The following is a 24,505-nucleotide window of genomic DNA, read 5'->3' on the forward strand; positions in this document are numbered from 1 at the left end:
AAAAACCCCGGCAAAAGCCGGGGCAATCTGTAACCGATGACGCGACTCATGTGTAACCCATGACCCGACTCATCACACTGTGGGCGAAGGGGGACTTGAACCCCCACGTCCCGAAGGACACTGGCACCTGAAGCCAGCGCGTCTGCCATTCCGCCACTCGCCCGAGCAACCGGGGGAGCGTATCACGGGTCCCCTTACCCCTTAAAAATCGGCTCCGGACCTGCGGCCCAGCACCGCCCGGCTCCCATCTAAGCCGCCGTGATCCCTTCGTGACCTGGTCTTATCCGATTCTCCGCCGTAGAAGGGTGCCGCCGTGGCACCCCGGGTCGATACCATGTCCAGGGCGGATGCAGCTGAGCGACACGCCGCAGCAGCGTCCCGATACGGCTAGTGGCGGCGGAGAGTAAGGCGGGTAGCAGCTTGGACAGCCAGCGTGGGCTGGTTCATCGCATCGAGCGCAAACTCGAATCCGCTGTGGAGGATGCGATGGCCCGGGTCTTCGGAGGGGAAGTTCTCCCCGAGGAAGTCGAGGCTGCGCTGCGCCGCGAAGCCGCCGCCGGGGTGCGCTCACTAGCGGGAAATCAACTTTTGGCACCCAACGAATACGTCATTACCCTCGGTAGAGACGACTACGACAAAATGGGCGCCGACCAGGATCTGACGTCGAAGGCTTTCGCCCGGCACTTGGCCGGCTACATCGGCGAACAGGGGTGGCAAACGTATGGTGATGTGGTTGTCCGGTTCCAGCAGTCGCCGAACCTGCGTACCGGACAGGTCCGCGCACGGGGTGGCGTCAATCCTGACGCCAGCCCCCTCAAGACGCTCAACGAATCCCGCCCGCCACAATCAGTTCATGCGTTTACCGCAGAATCAGGAGTGCCACCGATGACCGATAACCCGAGCTACCGCGGCGCCCACGGGCAGGATCGTCCCGGGGACGACTATTACGACCCCCGCTACGGCCGGCCCGCCGACGATGCTCGCGGCGGTCAGGACCCCCGTGGCCCCTACGGCCCCGAAGGGGACCACTACCAGCAGCATGAGCAGCGCGGCGCCTACCCCGACCAGGGCCAGGGCGGCCCCGGCGGGTACGCCCCGCCCCGCCACCCCGAGCAGGGCGGCTACCCCGAGCAGGGCGGCTACCCCGGCCAGGGCGGCGGCTATGCCCCTCCCGCCCCGCCGGCCCAGCCCTACGAGCAGCGTCCGCCCAGCGGCTACGGCGCGCCCGCCGGTTACGAGCAGGGCTACCCCCAGCACCAGCAGCCCGCGGCACCGGCCTACCCGGCCGGCGGCCAGCCCGGCTACGGCGAATACGACCGCCCGCCGGCCCGCCAGGATGACTACGCCTACCCCGAGGGCCAGTACGAGCAGCGCCCCGCCTACCCGGACCAGGGTGGGTATGACCAGGGTGGCCAGTACGGTCGGCAGGACTACGGCCAGCCCGGCTACGGCTACGGCGAGGCCCCGCCTGCTCCGGCCGGCTACGACTACGGCCAGCCCGCGCCCGGCGGCTACGGCGAGGGTCAAGGCGCCCAAGGGGGCTACGACTACGGCCAGCAGGCTCAAGGCGGTTACGGCGAAGGCCAGGGCGGCTACGGCCAGCGCGCCTACTCCGCACCGGCGTCGGTCACCCTGCAGCTCGACGACGGCAGCGGCCGGACCTACCAGTTGCACGAAGGTGCCAACGTGGTGGGCCGCGGCCAGGACGCCCAGTTCCGGTTGCCGGACACCGGGGTGTCGCGCCGTCACCTCGAGATTCGCTGGGACGGCCGGGTGGCCCTGCTGTCGGACCTGAACTCCACCAACGGCACCACGGTGAACAATGCCCCGGTCCAGGAGTGGCAGCTGGCCGACGGTGATGTCATCCGGCTGGGCCACTCCGAGATCATCGTCCGGGTCCACTAGGCACGGCGGCAGCGTCCACTCGACCGACAATCTGAACTAGCAAAGCGCTGCCGCTTTGCCCTACGGCCCCCCGCGCCCAAGTATCGTGACTTTGCCGAAGTGCTCCGCAAGGAGCACGCCATGGGCTGCGCGACGACGGAGAGGACGCCGGATGCAGGGACTGGTGCTGCAGCTGACGCGAGCCGGTTTTTTGACGTTGTTGTGGCTGTTCATCTGGTCCGTGCTGCGGATATTGCGGACGGACATCTACGCACCCACCGGTGCGGTGATGGTCCGCCGGGGGCTGTCGATCCGCGGGGTGCTGCTGCCGCCGCGCCAGCAACGGACCGGCGCGCGGCACCTGGTGGTGACCGAGGGACCGCTGACCGGGGCACGCATCGCGCTCAGCGATCAGCCGGTTCTGGTGGGCCGCGCCGACGATTCGACACTGGTGCTTACCGACGATTACGCCTCCACCCGGCACGCTCGGCTATCTCAGCGAGGCACGGAATGGTATGTCGAAGATCTGGGTTCGACCAACGGCACCTACCTTGACAGGGTGAAGGTGACCACTGCGGTACGGGTTCCGGTCGGCACGCCGATACGAATCGGCAAGACCGCGATCGAGCTCCGCCGGTGAGCCTGGTTCTGCGGTACGCCGCCCGCAGCGACCGCGGTCTGGTGCGCTCCAACAACGAGGACTCCGTCTACGCCGGAGCCCGGCTGTTGGCGTTGGCCGACGGCATGGGTGGGCACGCGGCCGGTGAAGTCGCCTCCCAGCTGGTGATCGCCGCGCTGGCGCATCTCGACGACGACGAGCCCGGCGGCGACCTGCTGGCGAAGCTGGAAAGCGCCGTGCAAGAGGGCAACTCGGCGATCGCGGCCTATGTCGAAGAGCATCCCGAGCTCGAAGGCATGGGCACCACACTGACCACGATCCTGTTCGCCGGCCCCCGGCTGGGGCTGGCCCACATCGGCGACTCCCGGGGCTACCTGCTGCGCGATGGCGAGCTCACCCAGATCACCAAGGACGACACCTTCGTACAGACCCTGGTCGACGAGGGCCGCATCACCTTGGAGGAGGCGCACAGCCATCCACAGCGCTCCCTGATCATGCGCGCCCTGACCGGCCATGAGGTGGAGCCGACGCTGATCATGCGCGAGGCGCAGGCCGGCGACCGGTATCTGCTGTGCTCTGACGGTCTGTCGGACCCGGTGAGCACCGAGACCATCCACGAGGCGCTGGAGATCCCCGACGTCAACGACTGCGCGCTGCGGCTCATCGAGTTGGCGCTGCGCGGCGGCGGCCCCGACAACGTCACGGTGGTGGTGGCCGACGTCGTCGACGTCGACTACGGCCAAACCCAGCCGATCCTGGCCGGGGCGGTCTCCGACAACGACGACGACCACCTGATCTCCCTGGACACCGCCGCCGGTCGGGCGTCGGCGATCTCCCCGCGCAAGACCGTCGCCAAGCGCGTGCTGCCGCGCATCGAAACCCCGGACCGGCCGCCCCGTTCCCGGCGCCGCAAGTTCCTCGTCGCGGCGCTGCTGCTGGCACTGCTGGGCGCCGGGTTATTGGTCGGGCGCGCGGTCGTCCGCACCAATTACTACGTCACCGCCTACGGCGGCACGGTGGCGATCATGCGCGGTGTGCAGGGTTCGATCCTGGGTGTGCCGCTGCAGGAGCCGTATCTGCTCGGCTGTCTGGACAGCAAGGGCGAGCTGGTGCAGATCAGTTTCAGCCAGTCCGGTGACAAGCTGAGCTGCCGGCTGATGACGTTGCAAGACCTCCGCCCGCCGGCTCGCCAGCAGGTCAGCAACGGCCTGCCCGCCGGCACCCTCGATGACGCGATCACCCAACTGCGCAATCTGGCGCGCGATTCACTGCTGCCGCCGTGCCCGCACGGCACCACCGCCGGTACCAGTTCGACGCCGTCGCGCACCCCGGCCCCGGGGCTGGTGCCGACCGGTCCGCGGCCCGGACCGCCGCCCCCACCGACCTCCGGAAAGTCGCGCCTGCCCACCCTGACCAACCTGCCGCCGGCCCCTCCAGAACCGGGGACCGACTGCCGGGCGGCCTCATGACCCGCGCCGGCGACGATGCCGTGGGGAGCGAGGAGAAGGAGCGGCGCGAGGTGAGCACGGCGCCGCAGCCACCGGTGGCGCTGACCCCGGCGCTGCCGGATCGACGCAACGCCGAACTGCTGCTGCTGTGCTTCGCGACCGTGATCATCGCGGTGGCGATGCTGATCGTCGAGGCCGGTCACGAGCAGGGCCTGCGCTGGGACCTGGTCGGCTACGGGGTGGCGTTTCTGGTGCTGTTCGGCTTCGCGCACCTGGTGATCCGCCGGTCGGCGCGGTACGCCGACCCGCTGCTGTTGCCGGTGGTCGCCCTGCTCAACGGCCTGGGTCTGGTGATGATCCACCGCATCGATCTCGGGGTCGGGATCGACGGCGCCGACGCCCGTCCCGGCGCCAGCGCGCAGATGCTGTGGACACTGGTCGGCGTCGGAGTCTTCGCCCTGGTGCTGGTCGCGCTCAAGGACCACCGCCAGCTCTCCGGCAGCGGCTACGTCTGCGGCCTGGCCGGCCTGGTGCTGCTGGTGATCCCTGCCCTGCTGCCCGCGTCACTGTCCGAGCGCCAGGGTGCCAAGATCTGGATTCGGTTGCCGGGCTTCTCAATTCAGCCCGCCGAGTTCTCCAAGATCTTGCTGCTGATCTTCTTTGCCGCGGTGCTGGTGTCTAAGCGCCGATTGTTCACCAGCGCCGGCAAGCACGTGTTGGGCATGAACCTGCCCCGACCCCGCGACCTGGCACCGCTGCTGGCCGCCTGGGTGATCTCGGTCGGGGTGATGGCGTTCGAGAAGGACCTCGGTACCTCACTGCTGCTGTATGCGTCGTTCCTGGTGGTCGTGTACCTGGCCACCCGCCGGTTCAGCTGGATGGTGATCGGCATGCTGCTGTTCACCGCCGGCAGCGTGGCCGCCTACTTCCTGTTCAGCCACGTCCGGGTGCGGGTGCAGACCTGGCTGGACCCGTTCGCCGACCCCGAAGGCGTCGGCTATCAAATGGTGCAGTCGCTGTTCAGCTTCGCCACCGGCGGCATCTTCGGCACCGGGCTGGGCAACGGGCAGCCCGGTTATGTGCCCGCGGCGTCGACAGACTTCATCATCGCCGCGTTCGGGGAGGAGCTGGGTCTGGTCGGGCTGGCCGGCGTGCTGATCCTGTACACCATCGTGATCGTGCGCGGCATGCGGACGGCGATCGCGGTGCGCGACAGCTTCGGCAAACTGTTGGCCGCCGGATTGGCCGCCACCTTGGGAATCCAGCTGTTCATCGTGGTCGGGGGCGTGACGAAGCTGATTCCGCTGACCGGGCTCACCACCCCGTGGCTGTCCTACGGCGGATCGTCCTTGCTGGCCAACTATGTGCTGCTGGCGATCGTGCTGCGTGTCTCGCACGCCGCCCGCCGGCCGCTGAGCACCCAGCCCGCACGCCCGGCCCCGATCGGTGACACCGGCACGGCGGTGATCGAGCGCGTATGAATACCTCCCTGCGCCGCGTCACGATGACCCTGATGGCGCTGATCGTGCTGCTGTTGGGCAACGCCACCCTGACCCAGGTCTTCGCCGCCGACGGGCTTCGCGCCGACCCGCGCAATCAGCGGGTGCTGCTCGACGAATACTCCCGGCAACGCGGCCAGATCACCGCTGCCGGCCAGCTGCTGGCCTACTCGGTGGCCACCGACGATCGGATCAAATACCAGCGCATCTACCCCGACCCCGCGGTGTACGCGCCGGTCACCGGTTTCTATTCGCTGCGGTATTCCAGCAGCGGCCTGGAGCGCGCCGAGGACACCGTGCTCAACGGTTCGGACCCGCGGCTGTTCGGGCTGCGGTTGGCCGACTTCTTCACCGGCCGCAGCCCGCGTGGCGGCACGGTGGAGACCACCATCCGACCCCGCGTGCAACAAGCCGGCTGGGAGGCGATGCAGAAGGGTTGCACCGGCGGCTGTCGCGGTGCGGTGGTGGCCCTGGAGCCGAGCACCGGCAAGGTCTTGGCGATGGTATCGGCGCCGTCGTATGACCCCAACCTGCTGTCCTCGCACGATTCAGCCCTGCAGGGACAGGCCTGGCAACGGCTGCGCGACGACCCCGCCTCACCGCTGACCAACCGCGCCATCAGCGAGACCTACCCGCCGGGTTCGACGTTCAAGGTCATCACGACGGCCGCCGCGCTGCAGGCCGGAGTCAGTGAGAACGACCAGCTGACCAACGCGGCGCGCATCGCGCTGCCCGACAGCACCGTCACGCTGGAGAACTACGGCGGCAACACCTGCGAGGGCGGCAACGAGCAGACCGTTCCCCTGCGGGTGGCGTTCGCTCGATCGTGTAACACCGCCTTCGTCCAGTTGGGTATTCGTACCGGCGTGGACGCCTTGCGCAGTACCGCCCAGGGGTTCGGTCTGGACATCACCCCCGAACCGATGCCCCTACAGGTCGCGGAGTCCACCATCGGCCGGATCGGCGACGCTGCCGCACTCGGCATGACCAGCATCGGCCAGAAGGATGTCGCGGTGACACCGCTGAAGAACGCGGTCATCGCGGCGACCATCGCAAACGGCGGCCTGACGATGCAGCCATACCTGGTCGGCGGGCTGGAGGGTCCCGACCTGGCGGGCATTGCCACCACCCAACCGCACGAGCAGCGCCGTGCAGTGTCCTCGCAGGTCGCGGCTAAGCTAACTGAACTAATGATCGACGCCGAAAGAGTGACCCAGCAGGAGGGGGCCATCCCGGGCGTACAGATCGCGTCGAAGACCGGCACCGCCGAACACGGTCCCGATCCGCGGAACACCCCGCCGCACGCGTGGTACATCGCCTTTGCCCCGGCCAACGCCCCGAAAGTGGCCGTTGCCGTCCTGGTCGAAGACGGCGGCGATCGCTTGGCCGCCACCGGCGGTGCGCTGGCCGCACCGATCGGACGAGCCGTCATTCAAGCCGCCCTGCAGGGGCGATCATGAGTCCCCAGGTCGGCGCGGCACTGGCCGGGCGTTATCGGTTGCAGCGACTCATCGCCACCGGCGGTATGGGCCAGGTGTGGGAGGCCGTCGACAACCGGTTGGGCCGCCGCGTCGCGGTCAAGGTGCTCAAGCCGGAGTTCTCCTCCGACCCGGAGTTCATCGAGCGGTTCCGGGCCGAGGCCCGCAACACCGCCATGCTCAACCACCCGGGTATCGCCAGCGTGCACGACTACGGTGAGACCGAGCTGGACGGCGAGGGCCGCACCGCGTTCCTGGTGATGGAGCTGGTCAACGGTGAGCCGCTGAACTCGGTGCTCAAGCGGACCGGCCGGTTGTCGCTGCGGCACGCCCTGGACATGCTGGAGCAGACCGGGCGCGCCCTGCAGGTGGCGCACAGCACCGGACTGGTGCACCGCGACGTCAAGCCGGGCAACATCATGATCACGCCCACCGGCCAGGTGAAGATCACCGACTTCGGCATCGCCAAGGCCGTCGACGCCGCGCCGGTCACCCAGACCGGAATGGTGATGGGCACCGCCCAGTACATCGCCCCCGAACAGGCACTCGGCCAGGACGCCACGGCCGCCAGCGACGTGTACTCCCTGGGCGTGGTCGGCTACGAGGTGCTCTCCGGCCGTCGGCCGTTCACCGGCGACGGCGCGCTGACCGTCGCGATGAAGCACATCAAGGAGCCGCCGCCACCGCTGCCGGCCGAGTTGCCGCCGAACGTGCGCGAGCTGATCGAGATCACGCTGGCCAAGAACCCGGGGACGCGCTACCGCAGCGGCGGCCCGTTCGCCGACGCCGTGGCCGCGGTGCGATCCGGCCGGCGTCCCACCCGGCCCAGTCAGGCACTGCCGGCCGGGCGTGCCGCCCCGTCGGCCATCCCATCGGGTGCCGCCACCCGCGCCGCACCGCCGGTGTCGGCCCGGGCCACCGCGGCGCGCCGGGCCCGGCCCAGCACCGGCAACCATCGCACGCCGCCACCCCGACGCACATTCACCGCCGGACAGCGCGCGCTGCTGTGGGCGGCCGGCGTGCTGGGCACGCTGGCGATCATCATCGCGGTGCTGATCGTGGTCAACGCCAAGAGCCCGGGCGGCTCCCTGGCGCCGGCCACCGTCACCGACACCGGGGCGCCACTGACCAGCTCGTCGAGCTCTGAATCGCCGTCGGCGACACCACCCGCGCACCCGTCGGGATGGACCTGGCACAGGACCGCGCAATGACCACGCCGCAGCGGCTCTCCGACCGCTACGAACTCGGCGAGATCCTCGGCTTCGGCGGGATGTCAGAAGTGCACCGCGCCGTCGACACCCGCCTGCACCGCGAGGTCGCCGTGAAGGTGCTGCGCGCCGACCTGGCCCGCGATCCCAGCTTCTACCTGCGCTTCCGGCGGGAGGCGCAGAACGCCGCCGCCTTGAACCACCCGGCGATCGTCGCCGTCTACGACACCGGTGAAGCCGAGACCCCGGCCGGGCCGCTGCCCTACATCGTGATGGAACTCGTCGAGGGCGTCACGCTGCGCGACATCGTGCACAACGACGGCCCGATGCCGCCCATCCGGGCCATCGAGGTGATCGCGGACGCCTGCCAAGCGCTGCACTTCAGCCACCAGCACGGCATCGTCCACCGCGACGTCAAGCCGGCCAACATCATGATCGACACGCACAACGCGGTGAAGGTCATGGATTTCGGCATCGCCCGCGCGGTCGCCGACGCCGGCAACAGCGTCACCCAGACCGCCGCGGTGATCGGCACCGCTCAGTACCTGTCGCCCGAACAGGCTCGCGGCGACACCGTCGATGCGCGCTCCGACGTGTACTCGCTGGGCTGCGTGCTGTATGAAATCCTCACCGGCGACCCACCTTTCGTCGGCGACTCACCGGTGGCGGTGGCCTACCAGCACGTCCGCGAAGACCCGGTACCCCCGTCGCAGCGGCTCCCGAGCCTGCCCGCGGACCTGGACGCCGTGGTGCTCAAGGCGCTGGCGAAGAATCCCGACAATCGCTATCAGACGGCCGCCGAGATGCGCGCCGATCTGGTGCGGGTGCACAACGGGGAGACCCCCGAAGCCCCCCGGGTGCTGACCGCGGCCGACCGTGCCTCGATCATGACGCCGCGGTCCGGCGACAGCATCGGGGCTCAGACCGACCCGCTGCCCCGCCAGGAGCTCGACTTCGGCCACGAGCGGCCGGGCTCGGTGGGCCGCTGGCTGATCGCCGCGATCGTGCTCGCCGTGCTGACCGTCATCGTGACGGTCTCGATCAACACCTTCGGCGGACGCACCCACCAGATCCAGGTTCCCGACGTGAGCGGCCGTGCCTCGGTCGACGCGATCGCCGAACTCCAGAACAAGGGCTTCAAGACCCGCACCGAGCAGCGCGCCGATTCCACCGTCCCGCCGGACCATGTGATCGGCACCGATCCGCCCGCCGGCGCGCCGGCCAACAAGGGCGACAAGATCACCGTCGACGTGTCTTACGGGCCCGAACAGCGCCAGCTTCCCGATGTGGCGACCTTGAGCTACGCCGACGCGGTCAAGAAGCTGACCGCCGCCGGGTTCGGCAAGTTCAAACAGGTCAACTCGCCGTCGACGCCGGAGCTCAAGGACAAGGTGGTCGGCACCAACCCGCCGGCGAATCAGACCACGGCGGTCACCAACGAGATCATCATCGTGATCGGCAGTGGCCCGGCCACCAAGCCCGTTCCGGACGTCACCGGCCAGACCCTGGACCTGGCGCAGAAGAACCTGACCGTCTACGGCTTCACCAAGATCACCGAGGTGACGGTGGACAGTCCGCGGCCGGCCGGTGAGGTGATCGCCACCAGTCCGCCCAGCGGTGAGACGGTGCCCGTCGATGCGGTGATCGAACTGCGGGTGTCGCGGGGCAACCAGTTCGTGATGCCGGATCTGGCCGGCATGTTCTGGACCGACGCCGAACCGCAGCTGCGGGCACTGGGCTGGACCGGGATGTTGGTCAAGGGCGCCGACGTCGACGCCGGCGGTTCCGGCCACAACCGGGTGCTCTACCAGAGCCCGGCGGCAGGTCAGGGTGTGAACACCGACGGCAACATCACGTTGCGCTTCGGCCAGTAGCGCGGCTCTGCCCGCGACCGGCTACACGACGGGCGCGGGTGGGCGGGCCGTCTGCACGGTCGCGGCGATCTCCTCCTCCAGCCGGCGCACCAGGGCGTCGTCGCAGGAGTAACCGCAGTAGCCGAGCCAGTTGGCCAGCATCCGGTGACCGCCCTCGGTGAGGATGGACTCCGGGTGGAACTGCACCCCGTGGATGGGCAACTCGGTGTGCCGGACCGCCATGATGACCCCGCCGCGGGTGCGCGCCGTGGCCTCCAGAACCGGCGGCAGCGTCTCGGGCAGGATCGTCAGCGAGTGGTAGCGGGTGGCCGTGAACGGGTCCGGCAAACCCTTGAGCACCCCGGCATCGGTGTGGAAGACCGTGCTGGTCTTGCCGTGCAGCAGCTCCGGCGCCCGACCCACGGTGCCGCCGAATGCGACGCCGATCGCCTGATGCCCCAGGCACACTCCCAACACCGGGATCCCGGCGGCCGCACACGCACCGACCAGGGCGATCGAGGCGCCGGCGCGTTCCGGCGTGCCCGGTCCGGGGCTGAGCAGCACTCCGTCGAAGTCGGCCACGGCGGCGGCCGGGTCGGCAAGGCGGGCGTCGTCGTTGCGCCAGACGGCAGCCTGCACACCCAACTGGCCCAGATACTGGACCAGGTTGAACACAAAGCTGTCGTAATTGTCGACGACGAGGATCCGCACGCCCAACAGGCTACCGCCGTGTTAATGGCGACGACCCGCTGCGCCCGGCTCCGCCGCGCTGGCGATCGGCGCTTGCGGCGCGGGTACCGGTGTCAGTAGTCGACCGGCCCGGCCGGCACGGCGTAGCGCATCCGGGCGACGGCCGGCGTCTCGGCCACCTCCAGGTCGGTACTGACCTGCTCGCTGTAGCCCAGACCGAAACGGATCACGTACTGCTTGTAGAGGGTGATCAGGGGATCTGCGGCCAAGGCGGCCTGCATCGCGGCCGGGTCACCGATCGCGGTCACCACGTAAGGCGGGCTGTAGGTTCGGCCCTCCAGCAGCAGGGTGTTGCCCACACAGCGCGGTGCCGACGCCGCGGTGATCCGCTGGTCCTGCATCTGCACGGCTTCGGCGCCGGAACTCCACAACGCGTTGAGCACGGCCGAGATGTCCTGCTGGTGCACCACCAGGTCGTCGGGGGAGGCGTCCCGGGGGAACCGGCCATTGGCGTCGCGCTGGGCGTCGGTGAGCGTTACCACCAGGCCCGGTCCGTGCATCGCCTCCAAACCCGCCGCCGCGGCGAGCTGCTCGGTGCGTTTGCGCATCGCCGACAGCGCAACGCCGGAGCCTCGGCCGTGTACGGATCCCACACCGGTTGCCAGCGTGTCGCGCTCGGCGGTGAGTTCTTCCACGGTGGCCTGCGTCGAGCGGACCAGATCGACCAGCCGGGGGGCATCCCCGCGTCGAATCTCTTTGCCGCCGGAGACCCCGTGGGTGGCCGCCAGCAGCAAGCCGGCCAATAGGCAGACCAGCGGAACTCCGACCCGCCACGGGGAGGACGGCGGCCCGTTGCGCTCCATCGGCTCTCCCGTTCTCGGCTGGGTTATCCTGCTGGGCTAATCTCGTACCGACCCATACTCGCAGCTTCACGCCGCACTTTCCCGAGGTACTGATGCCCAAGTCCAAGGTTCGCAAGAAGACCACCAGCTTCACCCCCTCGGCGGTGAGCCGTACCCCGGTCAAGGTCAAAGGTGGCCCATCGAGCACATGGTTCGTCGCACTGTTCCTGGGGCTGATGCTCCTCGGCTTGGTGTGGCTGATGGTGTATCAGCTGGGCGCCACCGGGCTGGACGCTCCCGCGGCACTCAACTGGATGGCTGAGCTGGGCCCGTGGAACTACGCCATCGCGTTTGCCTTCATGATCACCGGGCTGTTGCTCACCATGCGCTGGCACTGAGCTGCGCAGACGCGGTATTTCGGTGATTCCGGGCCGCCGTCGATGCCAGCGAGGCAACCAAGCAATTGCTCAATCACATCGATGTGATTTATCCCCACTGTGGACAACTCCTGTAGATAACTTTGAAACCCGCAGGTAGAAATGACTCAGTACAGGCACGAGCAAACGGAATGGTCGCCGCCGGCCGGCGGAATCGCTGGTTGCGCGCTTATCGGGGCATTGTTAGCTATCAGCACTGTGACGCTCGCCACAGACACGCCCGGACGTGTTCTGGCCGGCATCGCCGGAGTCGGCCTGCTGTTGTTTGCCGGGCTCTCCTGGCGGGCCCGGCCCAAGCTTGCGCTGACATTCGAAGGCCTGGCGGTGCGCGGTTGGTGGAGCACCACAGTGCTGGCCCCGGACAGCCTCACCCGGCTCCGGGTCACGGAGTATCAGCGCATCGGGCGCAAGCACCGGCTCCTGGAGATCGAGACGCGCGATGACCAGATGCTGATCTTGTCGCGGTGGGATCTGGGGACCGACCCGCGCGATGTGTTCGAGGTACTGTCAGCGGCCGGTTACACCGGCCGCTGACAACAGCCGCGCGTCGCTGCTAGGCGACGGTGATCGACTCGATGACGACGGGCTCGGTGGGCCGGTCGGCACGGTCGGTTGCGGTGGTGGCGATGGCGTCCACAACGGCCTGCGAGTCCGCGTCCACGACCTCACCGAAGATGGTGTGCTTGCGGTTCAGGTGCGGGGTCTGGCCCACGGTGATGAAGAACTGCGAGCCATTGGTGGCCGGGCCCGCGTTGGCCATGGCCAGCAGGTAGGGCTTGTCGAACACCAGCTCGGGGTGGAACTCGTCCTCGAACTTGTAGCCGGGGCCGCCGCGACCGGTGCCGGTCGGGTCGCCGCCCTGGATCATGAAGCCGTTGATCACCCGGTGGAACACCGCGCCGTCATAGAACGGCCCCGACGAACCGCCGGAGGCGTTGGTGGTCGAGTACTCCTTGGTGCCCTGGGACAGGCCGACGAAGTTGGCGACGGTCTTGGGGGCGTGGTTGCCGAACAGCGCGATCTTGATGTCGCCGCGGTTGGTGTGCAGCGTGGCAGTTGCGGTGGCAATGGAGCTGGAGGTCATGGGATCACAGTCTGCCATTCGCGGCGTGGTGGGCTACGTCACGGGTAGCGTTGTGCCCATGCGCCTGGCGACCGAGACCCCGCTGACCCACCGAGAGCGCCTGACGCGCGGGCTGGCCCATACCGCTGCCGGGCCGGTGGACGTGGCCCGTGGCGCCGTGGGGCTCAGTGGCGACGCAGTGCGCCGCGGCGCGGTGGAATTGCGTCGACGCTATCGGGAGAGCCAACTGTCCGACCGGGTCGCCGAGGCCGCCGAGGCCGCGGCCCGGGAGCTGGCCGCCGCCCAGGAAGCCGTCGCCGCTTTTCCGGAGCTGTTGGAAGGTAGCGCCCCGCGCCGTCATGTTCGCCGGTCCTGGCTGCTGGTGGCGGCCGCCGGGGCGGCACTGCTGGCGGGCGGGGTGGTGGCGGTGTTGATCCGCCGCTCGAACCGGCCGCAGGAGCCGGGGCCGCGCCCACCGAGCGTGGACGCACAGCACAAGATTTAGTACGCAGGCGACGCTGTCGCGTTCGCATTGTGGAGCCTAGGAGATTCGAACTCCTGACATCTGCCTTGCAAAGGCAGCGCTCTACCAACTGAGCTAAGGCCCCTGGTGGGACTCGTGGGCCTAGGAGGACTCGAACCTCCGACCTCTTCGTTATCAGCGAAGCGCTCTAACCGCCTGAGCTATAGGCCCGTAGTCGTCTGACGACCGAGCGAGATTACCGCACCGAACGCCCCCCGACCAAAATGCCACTAAAAGGCCAGGGCACGCGGCCGGTCAGTCCCGGTCAGCCAGGGTTACCTCCACGCCGCCGACGACGTCGGTGCTGAGGTTGTAGATCACCACCCCGAGGGTCGCCATGGCGGTCAGCACCACGACGTTCACCAGCCCGATCAGCGCGGCGCCGCCGAAAATCGAACCGGCGGAAACCAGTTCGGCGGCACTGTTGTTGGTCAACAGGTCGCCCACGTTGCTGTTCAGCTTGCTCCAGACGCCCATCGCGCCCAGGGCGACGTAGAGCACGGCCACCGCGATCATCCAGACGAAGAACAGCGCAGTCGAGAGCAGCAGCGACACCTTGAGGGCACTCCAGGGGTCGATCCGTCGGATCTGCATGCTGGCCCGCAGCGGACCGCGCGGCCCCGCCGCAACCTGGGGGCGGCGGACCGCGGAGCGCCGCTGCGCCGGCTCGGACAGATCCGGCAGTTCGCTGGCGTAGGCGTCGTCCGCCTGGGCGGGCTTGACCGGCGGCGCGGCCTTGGCTGCCGGCTTGGCCGGTTGGGCCGGGGGCTTGGCCTGAGCAGGACCCTTGGCCGCGGCCTGCTGCGGCGCACCGGGCGCCGGCGGTGTTGTCGGGGCAGCCGTACCGGAGACGAACCGGCGTAGCCGCTCGTCAACGCCGGGGGAGTGCGCACCGGCCTCTCCGGGACGGGCCGCGGCGGGCGGCCTGGGCTGGCCACCGCGTTGCCACGGCGGTGCCTCCCCGGTCTCGGTGATCCGGCCGGGCCGGCCCGGGGGCCGCTGACCTGCGTCGGCCGGACCGTTGCCGGCCGGCTCCGCCTTGCCCCCGTTGCCCGGGTGCCCCGGCTCGTTCGGTGCGCTCACCCACGACTCCTTACCTGCGTGTCCCGACCGCCCCGCGGCCGGATCTGACGTCGGATCAGCTGCCCGAGTCCTCGTCGGCCGCCTCTTCGTCGGCGTTCCGCGCAATCGCTATCAGTGTGTCGCCCTCGCCCAAGTTCATCAACCGAACGCCCTTGGTCTGCCGTCCGGCCTTACGAACCTGCCGTGCGGCGGTACGAATCACTCCGCCGCCGGAGGTGATCGCGTAGAGCTCACTGTCGTCGTCGACGATCAGCGCCCCGACCAGTCGGCCTCGCCGTGAATCGTACTGAATGGTGAGGATTCCCTTGCCGCCACGACCCTGCGCGGTGTACTCCTCGATCGCGGTCCGCTTGGCGTATCCGCCGGCGGTGGCCACCAGCAGATAGGTGTCGTCGCGAACCACGTTGAGCGACAGCAGCCGGTCGTCGGCGTTGAACCGCATGCCCTGCACACCGGAGGTGGCGCGGCCCATCGGCCGCAGCGCCTCGTCGGTCGCCGAGAACCGGATGGACTGACCGTTCGCCGACACCAGCAGCAGGTCCTCCTCCGCCGAGCACAACACGGCGCCCACCAGTTCGTCGCCGTCCCGGAGGTTGATCGCGACAATGCCGCCGGACCGGTTCGAGTCGAAGTCGGTCAGCTTGGACTTCTTGACCAGACCGTTGCGGGTGGCCAACACCAGATACGGCGCGTCTTCGTAGCTCTTGATCTGGATGACCTGGGCGATGCGCTCCTCGGGCTGGAAGGCCAGCAGGTTGGCGACGTGCTGGCCGCGGGCCGTGCGCAGCGCCTCCGGCAGCTCGTAGGCCTTGGCCCGGTACACCCGGCCCTGTGTGGTGAAGAACAGGATCCAGTCGTGCGTCGAGCAGACGAAGAAGTGCGCGACGATGTCGTCCTGCTTGAGGCCGGCGCCCTGCACACCCTTACCGCCGCGCTTCTGGCTGCGGTACAGATCGGTCTTGGTGCGCTTGGCGTAGCCGGTCTCGGTGATCGTGACGACGACGTCCTCGCGGGCGATCAGATCTTCGTCGGCGACGTCGCCGTCGGCGGCAATGATCCGGGTACGCCGGTCATCGCCGAACTTCTCGACGAGCTCAGCCAGCTCGTCGTGCACGATGGCGCGCTGCCGTTCGGGCTTCTCCAGGATGTCCTTGAGATCAGCGATCTCCGCTTCGATCTTGGCCAATTCATCGATGATCTTCTGGCGTTCCAGGGCAGCCAGCCGACGCAGCTGCATGTCCAAGATCGCTTGCGCCTGAATGTCATCGATATCGAGCAGCTCGATCAGGCCCTGGCGAGCGATGTCGACGGTCTGCGATGCCCGGATCAGGGCGATGACCTCGTCGAGGGCATCGAGCGCCTTGACCAGACCTCGCAGGATGTGGGCCCGCTCCTCGGCTTTGCGGAGCCGGTAACGGGTGCGCCGCACGATGACGTCCAGCTGATGCGCCACGTAGTAACGGATCATCTGGTCCAGCCGCAGGGTGCGCGGCACGCCGTCGACGATCGAGAGCATGTTGGCGCCGAAGCTGGTCTGCAGCTGGGTGTGCTTGTAGAGGTTGTTCAGCACCACCTTGGCCACGGCGTCGCGCTTGATCTCCACGACGATGCGCAGGCCCACGCGGTCACTGCTCTGATCCTCAATGTTGGCGATTCCCACCAACTTTCCGTCGCGCACCTGCTCGGCGATCGACGTGATGAAGTTGTCGTGGTTGACCTGATACGGCAGCTCGGTGATGACCAGCAGGGCCCGCCCGCGCGAGTCCTCTTCGATCTCCACCACACCGCGCATCCGAATGGAGCCGCGGCCGGTGCGGTAAGCGTCGCTGATGCCCTGCGAACCGACGATCAGACCGGAAGTGGGGAAGTCCGGGCCCTTGACCCGCTCCATCATCGCTTCGAGCGTGGTCTCTTCGTCGGCGTCGTAGTTTTCCAGGCACCAGAACACGCCCTCGGCCAGTTCGCGAAGGTTGTGCGGCGGGATGTTGGTCGCCATGCCGACGGCGATACCGCCGGAGCCGTTGGCCAGCAGGTTCGGGAACCGGCTGGGCAGCACCGTCGGCTCCTGCACCCGGCCGTCGTAGTTCGGAACGAAATCGACTGTTTCCTCGTCGATTTCGCGAAGCATCTCCATGGCCAGCGGGGTCAGCCGGGCCTCGGTGTAACGCATCGCGGCCGCTGGGTCGTTGCCCGGCGAGCCGAAGTTGCCCTGGCCGTCGACCAGGGGATAGCGCAGCGACCACGGCTGGGCCATCCGGACCAGGGTGTCGTAGATCGAAGCGTCACCGTGCGGGTGGTAGTTGCCCATCGTTTCGGCAACCGAGCGTGCCGATTTCGCGTGGCTGCGGTCCGGCCGGAATCCGGAGTCATACATCGCGTAGAGGACCCGGCGGTGTACCGGCTTGAGACCGTCGCGCACCTCGGGCAGCGCACGGCCCACGATCACGCTCATCGCGTAGTCGATGTAGCTGCGCTGCATCTCGTGCTGGATGTCGACCGGCTCGATCCGGTCCACCGAGTCGTCTCCGGGTGGCAGCGTGGTGTCTGTCATCTATTCCTCGCTCTGTGAAGAAGTCAGTCAGGTCAGATGTCGCGATATCTCGCCGACGTCACTGGAACGCCGGCCTACATCGCTAAACATCGAGGAAGCGAACGTCTTTCGCGTTGCGCGTGATGAAACTGCGCCGGGCCTCCACGTCTTCGCCCATCAGGATCGAGAACAGCTCATCCGCGGCCGCGGCATCGTCGAGGGTGATCTGGCGCAGCACTCGCACGGTCGGATCCATGGTGGTCTCCCACAGCTCCTTGGCGTCCATCTCACCAAGACCCTTGTAGCGCTGGATGCCGTCGTCCATGTTGATCTTCTTGCCGGCGGCCTTGCCGGCTTCCAGCAGACCGTCACGCTCGCGGTCGGAGTAGGCGAATTCGGCGTCGTTTCCGCGCTGCCACTTGAGCTTGTACAGCGGCGGCTGCGCCAAGAACACGTGCCCGTGCTCCACCAGCGGCCGCATGAAACGGAACAGCAGGGTGAGCAGCAACGTGGAGATGTGCTGGCCGTCGACGTCGGCGTCGGCCATCAGCACGATCTTGTGATAGCGCAGCTTGGAGATGTCGAACTCGTCGTGAATACCGGTGCCCAGGGCCGTGATGATCGCCTGGACTTCGTTGTTCTTCAGGACGCGGTCGATGCGTGCCTTCTCGACGTTGATGATCTTGCCGCGCAGCGGCAGGATCGCCTGGAACATCGAGTCGCGGCCACTCTTGGCGGAGCCGCCGGCCGAATCGCCCTCTACCACATACAGTTCGGACTTGGTCGGGTCGTTGGAGCGGCAGTCGGCCAGCTTGCCCGGGAGGCCGCCCAGATCGGTTGCGCTCTTGCGCCGCACCAACTCCCGGGCCTTGCGGGCAGCCATGCGGGCCTGCGCCGACGAGACCGCCTTGTTGATGATGGTCTTGGCTTCGGCGGGGTTGGCCTCGAACCAGTGGCCGAGTTGCTCGTTGCAGACCTTCTGCACGAAGGACTTGACCTCGGTGTTGCCCAACTTGGTCTTGGTCTGGCCTTCGAACTGCGGCTGAGACACCTTCACGGAGATGACCGCGGCCAAACCCTCACGGATGTCGTCGCCGGTGAGGTTGGGATCCTTGTCCTTGAGCAGCTTCTTGTCTTTGGCGTACTTGTTGACGACGCTGGTCAACGCAGACCGGAAGCCCTCTTCGTGAGTACCGCCCTCGGCGGTGTTGATCGTGTTGGCGAAGGTGTGCACCGACTCCGAGTAGCCACCGTTCCACTGCATGGCGATCTCGACTTCGTGTCCGGTTCCCTTGCCGTCGAAGTCGACGATGGTCGGATGAATCGCGGTCTTGCTGCGGTTGATGTGCTGAACGAAATCGCGCAGGCCCCCCGGATAGTGGAAGACACGGTGCTTGACCTTGTGCGGGGCCACGGCCTCGGCGGCTTGTTCCTCGGCGGTCTTGGGTGCTTCGGCGGTGTCGCTGACCACTTCGTCGACGACCTCTTCGACCCGCACCCGCTCATCGGTCAGGTCGATGGTCAGGCCCTTGTTGAGGAACGCCATCTCCTGCAGGCGGCGCGCGACCGTCTCGAAGTCATAGGTGGTGGTCTCAAAGATGTCCGGATCGGCCCAGAATCGGATGGTCGTGCCGGTCTTCTTGCTCTTCTCGCCCTTGCGCAGGGTTCCCGGAACCGACTTGTCGTAGCTCTGGAACCACTCGAAACCATCCCGGAAGATGTCGGCTTCCAGGCGGGTCGACAGCGCGTTGACCACCGAGACACCGACACCGTGCAGACCGCCGGAGACGCTGTAGGCGCCTTCCTCGAACTTTCCGCCGGCGTGCAGCACGGTCATGACGACATCCACCGTGGGTACTCCGGTGGCATGCATCGCGACCGGGATGCCTCGACCGTCATCGGTGACCTCGACACCACCGTCTTCGAGGATGCGGACCGTCACCTTTGAGGCGAATCCGGCCATCGCTTCGTCGACGGCATTGTCGACGACTTCCCAGATCAGGTGGTGCAGACCGCGTTCACCGGTGGAGCCGATGTACATACCGGGTCTTTTACGGACGGCTTCGAGGCCTTCGAGAACCTTGATCGAATCGGCACCATACTTGTTTTCGGCAGCCACGGTCGGGGAGCTCTCCTCAGGTTCGCAAGCCAGCATTCGACGCGCCACAGGGTGCGTACGCGGGATACTGAGTCAGTCTACCTTGGGGTGCCGACGGCGAGCATTTTCTTGGGGTGTTTCTGCCTACCTGATTGCGCCGTGGCGTCGATATCGCGGTTTGCCTCGTGTCCGGCCGCTGGCCGGAGCGATTTTTTTGCTCGTAGCGCCACTCAGGCGTCAGATTCCGGCGCTCGCTCAGCCATAGGTATCGCGCGGGCCCCGGCCCGAGACGTGTAACGGTCCCTTCCGCCACGACGGCGCGGTCGGACCGGTGATCTTCAGCGTCTTGACCACGCCGTCGCCGACGGCGGCGGCGATCTTGGCCAGTAATTGGGCCTGGACCAGGCGCAATTGCGTGGCCCAGGCCGTCGATTCGGCCGCGACGCTCAGTACACCGTCGGACAGTCGGGTAGGAGTCGCGTGCGAAGCGATGTCGTCGCCGACGACCGCGCGCCACTGTCCCAGCACCGTGCCTTCGGCCACTTGCGCCGACCAACCGCGGGACTGCGCCAGGTCGCGGGTGGCCGCACCGAGCGTCTGCGGGTCCCGTCGATCGGGCCCGGGTCCCGACCAGCTGCGGCGCCCGCCACCGGTGCCGGTGGGACGGCGACGCAGCGGCGCACGGCGTCCCTGCCCGACGTCTTTGCCCTGGCTGCGGGCCGCTTCGCGGGCTTCGGCGAGGGTCCGGCGGACGAGATCCATGCCGGTCAAACCGGCCAGATGCGCCGGTGGCTGCCATGGCGGTTCGTCCGGCGAATCGTCGACGCCGGTCATGGCGCAGTGCCGATCAGTTCGGAGACCCTGCCCTCGTCGCCCTCGGTGACGGCGATCCGAATCTGGCGGGCCTGCCAGTCGTCGGGGATGTCCTCCGCGACAGCGGCGGTGATCAAAACCTGCTCTGCGGATGCGGCGACGCCGGCGAGCGCGCGGCGCCGGGCGGCGTCCAATTCGGCGAAAACGTCGTCGAGCAGCAGTACCGGCTCGGCGCCCTCGCTGCTGAGCAGTTCATAGGACGCCAACCGGAGGGACAGTGCCATGGACCACGACTCACCATGGCTGGCAAAGCCTTTCACCGGTCGGTCGCCGAGCCGCAACTCCAACTCGTCGCGATGCGGTCCGACCAGACACACACCACGTTCCAGCTCCGCACTGCGGCGGCGCGCCAACTCCGTGAGCAGAGCTTCCTGTAGTTCGGTCGCGCTCGGATTCTCCTCACCGAAGGCGATCTCCAGCTTCGGCCGATAGGCCACGGCAGCGCTGCGAGTTCCGGGGGCCAGGAGTTGGTAGGCCTTCTCGACTTCCGGCGCCAGCTGATTGACCAGGTCGATTCGGGCGGCCATCAGCTCGGCCCCATGGGTGGCCAGTTGGGCATCCCACACGTCGAGAGTGTCCAGCACGGATCGGTCACCACGATGCAGCGCACCCGGCGCGCTCTTGAGTAGTGCGGTGCGCTGCCGGAGCACCTTGTCGTAATCGGCACGGACTCCCGCGATCCGCGGACGACGCACACTGGCCAATTCGTCGAGGTAACGGCGACGCTCACCGGGATCGCCACGTACCAACGCCAGATCTTCCGGGGCGAACAGCACTGCGCGCAGCACCCCTACGACTTCGCGTGCGTGCCGTACCGGTGAGCGATTGAGACGCACTTTGTTGGCGCGGCCCGCGGCGATCTCCAAATCAACGGCGAGTTCGCGGCCCTCATTGACGACGATCGTGGAGACCACTGCGCGAGTAGCACCCGATCGGATCAACGGAGCGTCAGTGGCCACCCGGTGTGAACCCAATGTGGACGAATACCACAGTGCCTCAACAAGATTGGTCTTCCCGAAGCCATTTGGTCCGACCAGCACCGTCGCGCCCGGTTCCAGTTCCAGATCGACGTGCGCCCAGGACCGGAAATCCCGCAGGCCCACGTGGCGGACATACACCGAGAAACCAACCCCTCCCGTCGTCGCGAGCTGCGCCGATCAGCCGGGCAGGCGGACCGGCATCAACAGGTAGACGTAATCCGACGGAATCGCCGGGAACGGTCCCTCACCGATCAGCGCGGGGTCATCCGCACCGACCGGGCGCAGCACCGCGGGCTTCTTCGGATCAGTGAAGCCCATCGACACCTTCTCGCTGTGCAGCGAACCCAGACCGTCCGTGAGATAGGTCGGGTTGAACGCAATGGTCAACGGCTCACCGACGAAATCGATGGGCAGATCCTCCTCGGCGCGACCGACATCTTCCGCGCCGGCCGAAAGTCGCAGAGTGCCCTCGGACAACTCCATGCGTACCTGGGCACCTCGGTCGGCCACCAAGGCCACACGCTTGATCGCTTCGGTCAGTTCTGCCACACCGATGGTCGCGACGGCCAGGTGCTCGTTGGGCAGCAACTGCCGGAACTTCGGGAATTCGGCATCCAACAGTCGGGTGGTGCTGCGCTTTCCAGCGCTGGTGATTCCCAACAGCCCCTCGTTACCGACCGCGGAACCGGCTCCCAGCGCCAGATGCACCTCGTTGCCGTCGCTGCTGGCCTTGGCCGCCTCGGCCAGGGTCTTGGCCGGGACCAGCACGGCGGCTTCGGTGCCGGGCGCGGCTGTCCAACTCAATTCTCGAACAGCAAGGCGGAAACGGTCGGTAGCAGCCAAAACGACTGTGTTGCCGGAAATTTCGACGCGTATACCGGTCAACATGGGCAACGTGTCGTCGCGGCCGGCCGCTACGGCTACCTGGCCGATGGCCTCGGCGAACACATCTGAGGACAGCACACCGGTCTCGTCGGGCAGTGTCGGCAGGGTGGGGTAATCCTCGACCGTCATGGTCGGCAGCGAGAATCGGGCGTTACCGCAGGTCAAAGAGACCCGGGTGGACTCCACCTGAACTTCGACCGGCTTGGCGGGCAGTGCTCTGGTGATATCCGACAGCAGTCGACCGGAAACCAAAACACTTCCCGGAGAAGCGATCTCAGCAGCAAGCTGAACTTCGGCGGAGACTTCGTAATCGAATCCAGACACGGTCAGGCCGTTGTCGGAACCCGTCAGCAACACCCCGGCCAGCAGCGGCACAGTAGGCCGGGCCGGCAGCGACTTCGCCACCCACGCCACCGCGTCAGCGAAGTCATCCCGGTCCAGGCGGAACTTCAAGTCGGTCAGACCCGCGTTCGTGGTCGCCGCGTCCATAGCGTCCTCTCGTCACCCCGATATCGAGCTCTACTGTGCGGCGACTGGTGAACACCCCCACCCGCGGCCGTGCAACGCCCCACGCCGAAGTGTAAGAGCGGTAGGCCACCAACCGTAGAGCCTGGACGGCCTTCTTGAAAGTTAAACGTCGACACCGAGCGGCTCAGCACGGCCTTGGCCGGTGCCGACACGGGCAGGTTGTGAACAGCCTGGGTGGACCCGAATCCCCAACGACCTGTTTTTAAAGAGAATCAAGGGATAACTCCCAGTATTAGTAGTAAGTCCTGTGGATGCTGGGCATAGCGTGGCATCGTCGCTGCTGAGCGGGCGCGTGGGGTTGGGGACGAGCAGTGAATGACACGCCCGGGTCGGCCGCCGCGGCTGTGTATGAAACCGCCGGTGTGGATCGACTGGTGATTCGTCATCGGATGGTGGACAGGTTGTCCGCAGCGGTATCCACAGGGCTGGACCGTGACGGGTGGTACGAGTGGGTCCAAAGTTTTTTGTAAGAGCGACGGATTACAACCGGCGAATCAGCGCTTGGCGCGCTGCCGGATCCGGGTGGTGAGCTCTTTGACTTGATCGAAGACCTCGCGACGCTCGGCCATCTCGCCACGGATCTTGCGTTCGGCGTACATCACCGTGGTGTGGTCGCGGCCGAATGCCTGGCCGATCTTGGGAAGGGACAGATCGGTCAGTTCGCGACACAGATACATGGCGATCTGGCGGGACTGTGCCAGCGGGCGCGTCTTGCCGGGCCCACGTAGCTCCTCGATGGAGGTGTCGAAGTACTCGGCGATGACGGCCATGATGATCGCCGCGCTGATCTGCATGGTGCTGGCGTCGGCGATCAGGTCACGCAGCACGATCTCGGCCAACGACCGGTCGATCGGGGTCTTGTTGAGCGAGGCGAATGCGGTGACCCGGATCAGCGCACCTTCGAGTTCCCGGATGTTGCGTTCGATGCTGGTGGCGATGAGTTCGAGCACGTCACCCGGCACGTCGAGACGTTCCATCTGCGCCTTCTTGCGCAAGATGGCGATCCGAGTCTCCAGATCCGGCGGCTGGACGTCGGTGATCAAGCCCCATTCGAAACGGGTGCGAAGCCGATCTTCCAGGGTGGCAAGCTGTTTCGGCGCCCGATCGGACGTGATCACGATCTGCTTGTTGGCGTTGTGCAGGGTGTTGAAGGTATGGAAGAACTCTTCCTGGATACCTTCTTTGCCCTCGATGAACTGGATGTCGTCGACCAGCAGCACGTCGATGTCGCGGTAGCTGCGCTTGAACGCCACCTTGCGGTCGTCGCGAAGGGAGTTGATGAAATCGTTGGTGAACTCTTCGGTGGAGACGTACTTGACCCGCATCCCGGGGAAGAGTCGCTGGGTGTAGTTGCCGGCGGCGTGCAGCAGGTGGGTCTTACCCAGGCCGGATTCACCCCAGATGAAGAGTGGGTTGTACGCGCGTGCCGGTGCTTCGGCGATGGCCAGGGCCGCGGCGTGGGCGAACCGGTTGGAGGTTCCGATGACGAAGGTGTCGAAGGTGTAGCGCCGGTTGAGGCTCGCTCCGTCCGCGGTCGACGAGTCATCACTGGGACGTTCGGTGAAATAGTTGGGCCAGTCGTATTCGACGTCGGTGGTGTCGTCGTCTTCTTCGTCGGCGCGGACCTCGGCGACATTGTCGGTGCTGGAGGTGCTGGGTTGGTCTTCGGCGGCCTGTGGTGAGATCCGAACCCCGAGTTCGATGGCGTGGCCGAGGCGCCGGCTGAGCGCATCGGTGATCTGGGTGCGCAGATGCCGTTCGATCTCGTTTTGGACGAAGCTGCTCGGAACCGCCAACAGAGCGAAACCCTCGACGATGGCCAGCGGGTGGACGAGCTTGAGCCAGGCCTTTTGCTGCGGAGTCAGGGTCGGGGCCGAACCGTTGGTCGGCGGGACTTCTCCGTTGAGTTCGGCTACTACCTCGTCCCAGAGACTGAGAAACGCAGTGCCGGGGTCCTCACTCAAAGCCCCATCCCCCTGGTTCG

At 67.2% G+C, this 24,505-nt stretch carries 20 protein-coding genes and 3 tRNA genes; 10 read left to right on the forward strand and 13 right to left on the reverse strand.

Annotation, left to right across the window (positions count from 1 at the left end):
* Positions 1-80: 80 nt before the first annotated feature.
* Positions 81-163, reverse strand: a tRNA-Leu gene (locus ACJH5R_RS19915).
* 257 nt (positions 164-420) lie between these two features.
* Here ACJH5R_RS19915 and ACJH5R_RS19920 point away from each other — a divergent pair.
* From ACJH5R_RS19920 to pknB, 7 genes are all read left to right on the forward strand, one after another.
* Entirely contained in the window at positions 421-1,905 is a 1,485-nt protein-coding gene (locus ACJH5R_RS19920; RefSeq protein WP_406759464.1) for an FhaA domain-containing protein, read from the forward strand.
* Between the two features lie 151 nt (positions 1,906-2,056).
* Positions 2,057-2,524, forward strand: coding sequence for an FHA domain-containing protein FhaB (locus ACJH5R_RS19925; protein ID WP_406759465.1), 468 nt, complete (start codon positions 2,057-2,059; stop codon positions 2,522-2,524).
* A complete protein-coding gene (locus tag ACJH5R_RS19930) occupies positions 2,521-3,972 on the forward strand; it encodes a PP2C family protein-serine/threonine phosphatase (RefSeq protein WP_406759466.1) in 1,452 nt (483 codons plus the stop codon). Before ACJH5R_RS19925 ends, ACJH5R_RS19930 begins: the two co-directional genes overlap by 4 nt.
* Positions 3,973-4,022: 50 nt before the next feature.
* The gene (locus tag ACJH5R_RS19935; RefSeq protein ID WP_406782710.1) at positions 4,023-5,432 is read left to right on the forward strand and encodes an FtsW/RodA/SpoVE family cell cycle protein; all 1,410 of its coding nucleotides are present in this window, start codon (positions 4,023-4,025) and stop codon (positions 5,430-5,432) included.
* Positions 5,429-6,910, forward strand: a complete 1,482-nt coding sequence (pbpA, locus tag ACJH5R_RS19940) for a D,D-transpeptidase PbpA (protein ID WP_406759467.1) — start codon at positions 5,429-5,431, stop codon at positions 6,908-6,910. Before ACJH5R_RS19935 ends, pbpA begins: the two co-directional genes overlap by 4 nt.
* Positions 6,907-8,139 carry a protein kinase domain-containing protein gene (locus ACJH5R_RS19945; protein ID WP_406782668.1) on the forward strand — a complete coding sequence of 411 codons (1,233 nt, stop codon included), beginning with the start codon at positions 6,907-6,909 and terminating at the stop codon, positions 8,137-8,139. The genes pbpA and ACJH5R_RS19945 overlap by 4 nt, the downstream gene beginning before the upstream one ends.
* Positions 8,136-10,010, forward strand: coding sequence for a Stk1 family PASTA domain-containing Ser/Thr kinase (pknB, locus tag ACJH5R_RS19950; RefSeq protein ID WP_406759469.1), 1,875 nt, complete (start codon positions 8,136-8,138; stop codon positions 10,008-10,010). Before ACJH5R_RS19945 ends, pknB begins: the two co-directional genes overlap by 4 nt.
* A gap of 21 nt (positions 10,011-10,031) precedes the next feature.
* Here pknB and ACJH5R_RS19955 read toward each other — a convergent pair whose 3' ends face one another.
* Together ACJH5R_RS19955 and ACJH5R_RS19960 are read right to left on the reverse strand one after the other, a co-directional pair.
* Complete coding sequence (locus tag ACJH5R_RS19955) at positions 10,032-10,700, reverse strand: aminodeoxychorismate/anthranilate synthase component II (RefSeq protein WP_406759470.1); 669 nt, start codon at positions 10,698-10,700, stop codon at positions 10,032-10,034.
* Positions 10,701-10,792: 92 nt separating this feature from the next.
* Positions 10,793-11,542, reverse strand: a complete 750-nt coding sequence (locus tag ACJH5R_RS19960) for a DUF881 domain-containing protein (protein ID WP_406759471.1) — start codon at positions 11,540-11,542, stop codon at positions 10,793-10,795.
* 92 nt (positions 11,543-11,634) lie between these two features.
* Between ACJH5R_RS19960 and crgA the strand changes: the two genes are divergently transcribed.
* Positions 11,635-11,919 (forward strand): cell division protein CrgA, encoded by a 285-nt coding sequence (gene crgA, locus ACJH5R_RS19965; protein WP_406782669.1) that lies wholly within the window; start codon positions 11,635-11,637, stop codon positions 11,917-11,919.
* A 141-nt stretch (positions 11,920-12,060) separates the two neighbouring features.
* Positions 12,061-12,492 carry a PH domain-containing protein gene (locus ACJH5R_RS19970; RefSeq protein ID WP_406782670.1) on the forward strand — a complete coding sequence of 144 codons (432 nt, stop codon included), beginning with the start codon at positions 12,061-12,063 and terminating at the stop codon, positions 12,490-12,492.
* 19 nt (positions 12,493-12,511) lie between these two features.
* On the opposite strand, the gene ACJH5R_RS19975 is transcribed toward ACJH5R_RS19970, so the two are convergent.
* Entirely contained in the window at positions 12,512-13,060 is a 549-nt protein-coding gene (locus ACJH5R_RS19975; RefSeq protein WP_406759473.1) for a peptidylprolyl isomerase, read from the reverse strand.
* Positions 13,061-13,100: 40 nt separating this feature from the next.
* Between ACJH5R_RS19975 and cwsA the strand changes: the two genes are divergently transcribed.
* A complete protein-coding gene (gene cwsA / locus ACJH5R_RS19980) occupies positions 13,101-13,526 on the forward strand; it encodes a cell wall synthesis protein CwsA (RefSeq protein WP_406759474.1) in 426 nt (141 codons plus the stop codon).
* Between the two features lie 30 nt (positions 13,527-13,556).
* Here the strand turns inward: cwsA and ACJH5R_RS19985 are convergent.
* The 9 genes from ACJH5R_RS19985 to dnaA all read right to left on the reverse strand — a co-directional run bounded on the left by ACJH5R_RS19985 (position 13,557) and on the right by dnaA (position 24,485).
* Positions 13,557-13,629, reverse strand: a tRNA-Ala gene (locus ACJH5R_RS19985).
* A 12-nt stretch (positions 13,630-13,641) separates the two neighbouring features.
* Positions 13,642-13,715 (reverse strand) — tRNA-Ile (locus tag ACJH5R_RS19990).
* A gap of 84 nt (positions 13,716-13,799) precedes the next feature.
* The gene (locus ACJH5R_RS19995; RefSeq protein WP_406759475.1) at positions 13,800-14,627 is read right to left on the reverse strand and encodes a DUF3566 domain-containing protein; all 828 of its coding nucleotides are present in this window, start codon (positions 14,625-14,627) and stop codon (positions 13,800-13,802) included.
* Positions 14,628-14,682: 55 nt separating this feature from the next.
* Positions 14,683-17,178, reverse strand: coding sequence for a DNA gyrase subunit A (gene gyrA / locus ACJH5R_RS20000; RefSeq protein ID WP_406759476.1), 2,496 nt, complete (start codon positions 17,176-17,178; stop codon positions 14,683-14,685).
* An 82-nt stretch (positions 17,179-17,260) separates the two neighbouring features.
* Positions 17,261-19,276, reverse strand: coding sequence for a DNA topoisomerase (ATP-hydrolyzing) subunit B (gyrB, locus tag ACJH5R_RS20005; RefSeq protein WP_406782671.1), 2,016 nt, complete (start codon positions 19,274-19,276; stop codon positions 17,261-17,263).
* Between the two features lie 234 nt (positions 19,277-19,510).
* Entirely contained in the window at positions 19,511-20,089 is a 579-nt protein-coding gene (locus tag ACJH5R_RS20010) for a DUF721 family protein (protein ID WP_406782672.1), read from the reverse strand.
* Complete coding sequence (gene recF / locus ACJH5R_RS20015) at positions 20,086-21,246, reverse strand: DNA replication/repair protein RecF (RefSeq protein WP_406782673.1); 1,161 nt, start codon at positions 21,244-21,246, stop codon at positions 20,086-20,088. Before recF ends, ACJH5R_RS20010 begins: the two co-directional genes overlap by 4 nt.
* Before the next feature lie 39 nt (positions 21,247-21,285).
* Positions 21,286-22,482, reverse strand: coding sequence for a DNA polymerase III subunit beta (gene dnaN / locus ACJH5R_RS20020; RefSeq protein ID WP_406759480.1), 1,197 nt, complete (start codon positions 22,480-22,482; stop codon positions 21,286-21,288).
* 533 nt (positions 22,483-23,015) lie between these two features.
* Complete coding sequence (gene dnaA / locus ACJH5R_RS20025) at positions 23,016-24,485, reverse strand: chromosomal replication initiator protein DnaA (protein WP_406759481.1); 1,470 nt, start codon at positions 24,483-24,485, stop codon at positions 23,016-23,018.
* Positions 24,486-24,505 lie beyond the last annotated feature (20 nt).

Origin of the sequence: Mycobacterium sp. SMC-19, assembly GCF_045310815.1 — a bacterium.
Taxonomy (GTDB): Bacteria; Actinomycetota; Actinomycetes; order Mycobacteriales; family Mycobacteriaceae; genus Mycobacterium.